The organism is Tardiphaga sp. GW822-FHT04G09, from assembly GCF_058800725.1.
In genome coordinates this window covers 37,827-44,193 of record NZ_JBXAMO010000033.1, presented here as the reverse complement: position 1 = coordinate 44,193, position 6,367 = coordinate 37,827, and the positions used below count along the sequence as shown (strand labels likewise).

Sequence of the window (6,367 nt, the reverse complement as noted above, 5' to 3'; positions counted from 1 at the left end):
GCCGAAGCTCCGTCAAACAAGACCCGCAAGGACTCCGCCGTCCACGTTTCTCTTTCTTCAATTTAACTTGTCAAACAACCCAACGCCGAAGCATTGCCCTCCCCAGAAGGGAGAAAATTTCGTTCTGATCATTCCTAGTGGAAGTCATCAGGCTGCGTCTCGAAAGACTGTGTGCAGCGCCCCGAAGGGAGTGAACCTATAGGCCGGGGCTTCGAGAGACGCAACAGCTTTTTTGAAAAAAATGCGACGCAGCAAAATTATTCGATGTTTCTTTTCATGCGCGCGCGATCGCACGATGCAATTCTCGCAATTACCCACAAGCGCGACACCCGGAAACGCCTTTGTTTACGGGCCTTGCAGCCCTTCGGCCGATATGCCCGCGGAAATCTTCGCGTCGAGCATGATCACATGCACTCGGTGTGCTTTTGCGTTGCTGCATCGATCACACGTCGCGTCGCACGCGATGTTGCGCATTTTAATGAAGATGCGTTTTGGGCTGCAGCGCGCCCGCAGAGTCCTGCCACATATATGGCAAGCCACATCGGCGGATCGATGTCGCGTTAATCGCTGATCGGAAGTCGGCAAGGACACAATGTCTGGGTGCCTGCAGACACGACAAGCACAAGGGCTAAGCTTCCCTGTCCCTGTCGCCACGCGTTACCGCACCACGCCCGAGATAAATCCCGGTTTGCGGCGCGGCGGCTTGATGTCGTTCTTCAGGAAACACCGGGCGTTCTTGCCGGCATAGCCGGGGCGCGCAAAGGTCCAGGCGCGGCATTTGTTGTCGCCCTCGCAGGCATCGCGACAGGCGTCACCACGCTCGGCCTTGTCGTCATTCTTGACCTCGAACGAGCGATAATCGCCGCCAAAACGATCGGTGGACGTTTCCACGGGACCAGTGCGGGGCTCGATGACGCCGGCACCACGCACGCCGGAGACGCAGCAATAGCTCTCGATCCGCGGCGGCACCTTGTCTTTCAGCAAGCACACCGCGTTTTCGGAATTATCGCTCGGATAATTGAAGCTCCAGGCGCGGCACTTCTTGTCGCGCTCGCAGATCAGCGCGCATTCGGCGGGATCACCGGACTGCGAGACCGAACGCGAATAGTCCCCGCCAGGCCGATCGAAATTGGTTTGCGCCCGAACAGGCGTCACGGCCGCCAGCAACAGCATGGCGAAGGCTGTCAGACACGCTCTGAGCAGATTCCTCGACATGCAGGATGACTTTCAGCGGTTTGCAAACGGCGTCAGAAGAACGCCATTGGAACGCCGGTCACCTGTACCGCTGATGAACGGATTTTCAGCTTCCCCAAGTCGCTGATCTAGAAGCAGTATTCCTTATAGGCCGGTGCCACCGAGCCACCCCAGGCGCCATGAAACCTGTCGAGCATCTGCTCGGCCGGAGTCTTGCCGGAATCCAGGATCTGATCGAGCGCCTCCAGGTGGCGGGACTCGTCGCGTCCATGGGCATCGAGGTTGCCGCGGCGGCGCAGGCCGCCATGAGCGAGAAGAAGACACTCCTTGGCGATCTCGAACAGATAGCGATCCTTGATCTTCGCCTTGAAACCCAATTTCGGCACGTCATCGCGCAACGCCTGACGCTCCTGGGCGGTCCAGTGCTTGACGATGTCCCAGGCAGCATCGAGTGCGCCATCGTCGTAAAGCAGCCCGACCCAGAAGGCCGACAATGCCGGCAAGCGATCCGACGGCACGCCATCGGCGCCCCGCATTTCGAGATAGCGCTTCAGGCGGACTTCCGGGAAAATCGTCGAGAGATGATTGGCCCAATCCGACAGGGTGGGCCTTTCGCCGGGCATCTTTTCATTCTTGCCCGCGAAGAAATCGCGAAACGACGAGCCGGACACGTCGATGTAAGTGTCGCCGCGCTTGACGAAATACATGGGCACGTCGAGCGCGTAATCGACCCAGCGTTCGAAGCCCATGCCGGATTCAAACGCCCAGGGAATCATGCCGGCGCGCGCATTATCCGTGTCGCGCCAGACTTCGGAACGGAACGACAGGAAGCCGTTCGGCTTGCCTTCAGTGAACGGGGAATTTGCGAACAATGCGGTCGCGATCGGCTGCAGCGCCACGGAAACGCGCAGCTTCTTGACCATGTCGGCTTCCGAGGAGAAGTCGAGATTGGTCTGCACCGTGCAGGTCCGGTACATCATGTCCAGGCCATACTGACCCACTTTGGGCATGTAATTGGTCATGATCTTGTAGCGGCCCTTGGGCATCACCGGGATCTGCGCACGCGACCAGGATGGGGTGAGACCGAGGCCAAGAAAGCCGATGCCCAGCGGCGTCGCCACTTCGCGCACCTGCGCCAGATGCGCCATCAGTTCGGACTGCGTCTGATGCACCGTCTCCACCGGCGCGCCTGACAATTCGAACTGGCCGCCGGGCTCCAGCGAAATCGCGCCGCCGCCCGTGACGTCATAGAGGCCGATGATATTTCCGGCTTCCATGATCGGCTCCCAGCCGAGCAGGTGCTTCATGCCATCCAGCACCGCACCGATGCCACGTGGGCCTTCGTAAGGCACCGGATTGTGACCGTTCAGCGTGAAGGGTGTCTTCTCGTGTTCGGTGCCGATGCGGAATTCCGAAGGCGGCTTCACGCCCGCCGCCAGCCACGCCACGAGTTCGTCGCGCGACTGCAGCGGCGTCATATCGATTTGGTCACGCGCCATGAAAATTCCGAATGAAAAGCGCTGCAATCAGTCGCGCGCGGTGTCGGGGACGCTCGCGGCCCGTGCAGGTCGCGAACGCAGGCAAAAATTTAAGGTTCATCGCGCTGGCGCGGCGTCTCTGGCGGCCGGCGATGTCACTGTCGGTGCCGCTTCTTGGCACGCGCAGCCGAGCCGGTCGAGCAGGCCGCACAGTTTTGCTGCATCTGCGTCGGACAGTTTCGAGCCGACATGTTTCTCGATCGCCGTTGAATAGGCGCAGCCCATCTTCTTGTGCAACTCGCGCCCGGCCGCCGTGATCTCGACGAACAGGCCACGCTTGTCCATCTTGCATTCGCGACGTGCAGCCAGGCCTTCGTCGACCAGACGGTCGATCAGACGCGATGTCGAATATTGCGGTATCAGCATCTGCTTTTCGAGCTCGACCGGGCGCATCTCGCCGGTCGGTGAGCGCGACAGCTCGGCCAGCGCGTCATACCATGCGAGCGGCGGAAAGCCGGCGCGCTTGAGGTCCTGCTCGACGGCGTCCAGCACCCGGCTCTGGATTCGCATCAGGCGGATCCAGGCGGCAGTCGCCTCAAGGGAAGGTTTACGTTTCATGGCTCAGTCCAAATGGTGGCGGCACCCTAGCCCACTTGATGCAGCTGCATCAATCTTGACTCTTTCATGCAGATGCATTTAGTCACCCGCGTGGTTAAACCAATGTCTTCAGGGAGGATTTTTCGATGAAGCTGTATTATTCGCCGGGCGCCTGCTCGCTCTCCCCTCATATCGCACTTCTCGAAGCCGGCCTGCCTTACGATCTCGTGAAGGTCGACCTGAAAGCCAAGAAGCTGGAAAATGGCGACGACTATCTCGCCATCAACCCGAAAGGTCAGGTACCCGCGCTCGGGCTGGACAGCGGCGAACTCCTCACCGAAGGCCCGGTCATCGTGCAGTACATCGCCGACCAGGCTGCTGCCAAGAATCTGGCGCCGGCCAATGGCAGCAATGCGCGCCGCCAGTTGCAGGAGTATCTTGGCTTCATCAATGGCGAGCTGCACAAGAATTTCAGCCCGCTGTTCCAGCCGGTGTTCGACGACGAGGTGAAGGGCTTCTTCAGAACCCGTCTGATGGGCAAGTTCAAATATCTCGATGGCCAGCTCGCGGGTAAGGATTACCTGATGGGCAAGGATTTCAGCGTCGCTGACGGCTATCTGTTCGTCATGCTGAAATGGGCCGACCGGATGAGCATCGACCTCTCCGAGTTCAAGAACCTGATGGCCTACAAGGACCGCGTCGCGGCCCGCCCGCCCGTGCAGGAAGCACTGACCAAGGAAGGTCTGATGAAGGCGGCGTGAGCTGCAATTTCATCGGCTGAGAACGCAAAAGGCCGGATCGATGATCCGGCCTTTTTTGTCTGCCTTCCTCCCCTCCCCCTTGTGGGAGAGGGTGGATAGGGCAGCGAGTTACGCCGCGGCCAGTTTCTTCGGCGGGAAGCGGCCGTAGAAGGTCTCGCCCTTGGCCGCCATCTCCTCGAGCAGCTTCGGCGGGGTGAAGCGCGAGCCGTATTTGGCTTCAAGCTTGTGGCAGAGCTCGACAAACTTCTTCGTGCCCATGAAGTCGATATAGCTCAGCGTGCCACCAGTGAACGGCGCAAAGCCGAAGCCGAGGATCGAGCCGACATCGGCTTCGCGCGGATCGACGATCACGTGATCCTCGACGGTACGCGCGGCTTCCACCGCCTGCACCACCAGGAAGCGCTGTTTCAGTTCCTCGACATCGAGCGTGTCGGGATCGACCGGCTTCGGCAGCAGCGGGGCGATGCCCTTCCACAGAGCCTTCGAGCCCTTGCCCTTCGGCGGATACTCGTAGAAGCCCTTGCCGTTCTTGCGGCCGAAGCGTTCCTGCTTCTCGACCATCTCGACGATCAGCTTCTTCTGCGCCTGATCGACGGCCTGCGAACCCAGATCGGCTTCGGTGGCCTTCATGATCTTCAGTACCAGATCGAGCGCGATCTCGTCCGACAGCGACAGCGGCCCGACCGGCATGCCGGCCATCTTGGCAGTGTTCTCGATCATCGCCGGCGGCACGCCTTCGAGCAGCATTTCGAGGCCTTCGGCCGTGAAGCGCAGCACGCAGCGATTGGCGAAGAAGCCGCGGGAGTCGTTGACGACGATCGGCGTCTTGCCGATGACGCGGACATAATCCAGCGCGGTGGCCAGCGCGACGTCGCCGGTGTTCTTGCCGACGATGATCTCCACCAGCATCATCTTCTCGACCGGCGAGAAGAAGTGGATGCCGATGAACTTCGACTGGTCTGCGAACTCTTCGGCGAGCGAGTTGATCGGCAGCGTCGAGGTGTTCGACGCGATGATCGCGCCTTCCTTCAACAGCGGCTGCACCTTCTTGTAGATCTCGGCCTTGACCGCGCGATCCTCGAACACGGCCTCGATCACGAGGTCGCAGTCCTTGATGACGTCGAAATCCGCCGTTGCCGTGATCTTCGCCATCAGAGCGGTCTTGTCCGCCTCCTTGGCGCGGCCCTTGGCGATCAGGCCATCGATGGCTGCGATGCAATGACCGAGACCCTTGTCGGCACTGGCCTGATCGCGATCGATCAGCACGACCTCCATGCCACCGCGCGCCGAGACGAAACCGACCGACGCGCCCATGAAGCCGGCGCCGATGACGGCGAGCTTCTTCACCTTGGTCGGCGGCACGTTTTGCGGACGGCGCGCGCCCTTGTTCAGCTCCTGCATCGACAGGAACAGGCTGCGGATCATGGCCGCCGCTTCCTTGGTCTGCAGGATATGCGCGAACTGACGGGACTCGACGCGCAGCGCCGCATCCATCGGCAGCTGCAGGCCTTCATAGACGCACTGCATGATCGCACGCGCGGCCGGATAGTTGTCGAAGGTCTCGCGGCGATAGATCGCGTTACCCGCCGGGAACATCATCATGCCCTGCTTGGAATAGACGGGGCCGCCGGGCAGCTTGAAGCCCTTCTCGTCCCACGGCGCGACGGGTTTGCCGCCGGCCTTGATCCACTCCTTGGCAGTCGTGATCAGATCGGCTGATGGCACCACCGCGCCGACGACGCCCATCGCCTTGGCCTTGACGAGATTGATCGCTTCGCCCTTCAGCAGCATCTGCATCGTGTCTTGCGGTTGCAGCATGCGGGCGAGGCGCTGGGTGCCGCCGCCTCCGGGGAACAGGCCGACCTTGATCTCGGGCAGGCCAAGACGCGTCTTCGGATTTTCAGCGGCAACGCGATAGTGGCAGGCCAGCGTCAGTTCGAACGCGCCGCCGAGGGCGAGGCCGTTGATCGCCGCAACCCATGGCTTGCCGGAGGTCTCGATCTTGCGCAGGGTCAGCGACAGCTTGCGGCTCTCGTCGAACAGCATCTGCTGTGCGGCTTCCTCGCCCTTGGCTGCCTTGGTCTCGGCGAAGACCTTGCCCATGCCTTCCAGCATCGACAGATCGGCACCGGCGGAGAACGCCTCCTTGCCGGAGGTGATGACGACGCCCTTCACGGCGGCATCGGCGGTCGTCTGATCGACGATGGCACCGAGTTCCTCGATGGTCGTCGTGTCGAGCACGTTCATCGAACGGCCGGAGATGTCCCAGGTGACGAGGGCGATGCCGTCGGCATCGGTCTCAACCTTGAAGTTCTTGAAGGTCATGCTGGCCGCTCC

Annotated in this window: 6 protein-coding genes; 2 read left to right on the top strand and 4 right to left on the bottom strand. The window is 61.1% G+C overall.

The genetic code is table 11. The annotated features are described in order from the left end of the window. Positions 1–171: 171 nt before the first annotated feature. Positions 172–564, top strand: a complete 393-nt coding sequence (locus AC1RLZ_RS30130) for a hypothetical protein (protein ID WP_493191676.1) — start codon at positions 172–174, stop codon at positions 562–564. 93 nt (positions 565–657) lie between these two features. Here AC1RLZ_RS30130 and AC1RLZ_RS30125 read toward each other — a convergent pair whose 3' ends face one another. The 3 genes from AC1RLZ_RS30125 to AC1RLZ_RS30115 all read right to left on the bottom strand — a co-directional run bounded on the left by AC1RLZ_RS30125 (position 658) and on the right by AC1RLZ_RS30115 (position 3,290). Next, positions 658–1,215, bottom strand: coding sequence for a PAN domain-containing protein (locus AC1RLZ_RS30125; protein ID WP_493191675.1), 558 nt, complete (start codon positions 1,213–1,215; stop codon positions 658–660). 107 nt (positions 1,216–1,322) lie between these two features. Further along, entirely contained in the window at positions 1,323–2,693 is a 1,371-nt protein-coding gene (locus tag AC1RLZ_RS30120; RefSeq protein WP_493191674.1) for a glutamate--cysteine ligase, read from the bottom strand. A gap of 96 nt (positions 2,694–2,789) precedes the next feature. Continuing rightward, on the bottom strand, positions 2,790–3,290 hold the full coding sequence (locus AC1RLZ_RS30115; protein WP_371423901.1) for a MarR family winged helix-turn-helix transcriptional regulator: 501 nt from the start codon (positions 3,288–3,290) through the stop codon (positions 2,790–2,792). Between the two features lie 125 nt (positions 3,291–3,415). Between AC1RLZ_RS30115 and gstA the strand changes: the two genes are divergently transcribed. Further along, positions 3,416–4,030, top strand: a complete 615-nt coding sequence (gstA, locus tag AC1RLZ_RS30110; RefSeq protein ID WP_493191673.1) for a glutathione transferase GstA — start codon at positions 3,416–3,418, stop codon at positions 4,028–4,030. 108 nt (positions 4,031–4,138) lie between these two features. Here gstA and AC1RLZ_RS30105 read toward each other — a convergent pair whose 3' ends face one another. After that, positions 4,139–6,355, bottom strand: coding sequence for a 3-hydroxyacyl-CoA dehydrogenase NAD-binding domain-containing protein (locus AC1RLZ_RS30105; protein WP_493191672.1), 2,217 nt, complete (start codon positions 6,353–6,355; stop codon positions 4,139–4,141). Positions 6,356–6,367 lie beyond the last annotated feature (12 nt).

Excerpts from the sequence above, each read along its gene's own strand:
- AC1RLZ_RS30120 (WP_493191674.1), bottom strand. The coding sequence starts at position 2,693 with ATGGCGCGTGACCAAATCGATATGACGCCGCTGCAGTCGCGCGACGAA.
- AC1RLZ_RS30105 (WP_493191672.1), bottom strand. The coding sequence starts at position 6,355 with ATGACCTTCAAGAACTTCAAGGTTGAGACCGATGCCGACGGCATCGCC.
- gstA (WP_493191673.1), top strand. The coding sequence starts at position 3,416 with ATGAAGCTGTATTATTCGCCGGGCGCCTGCTCGCTCTCCCCTCATATC.
- AC1RLZ_RS30125 (WP_493191675.1), bottom strand. The coding sequence starts at position 1,215 with ATGTCGAGGAATCTGCTCAGAGCGTGTCTGACAGCCTTCGCCATGCTG.
- AC1RLZ_RS30115 (WP_371423901.1), bottom strand. The coding sequence starts at position 3,290 with ATGAAACGTAAACCTTCCCTTGAGGCGACTGCCGCCTGGATCCGCCTG.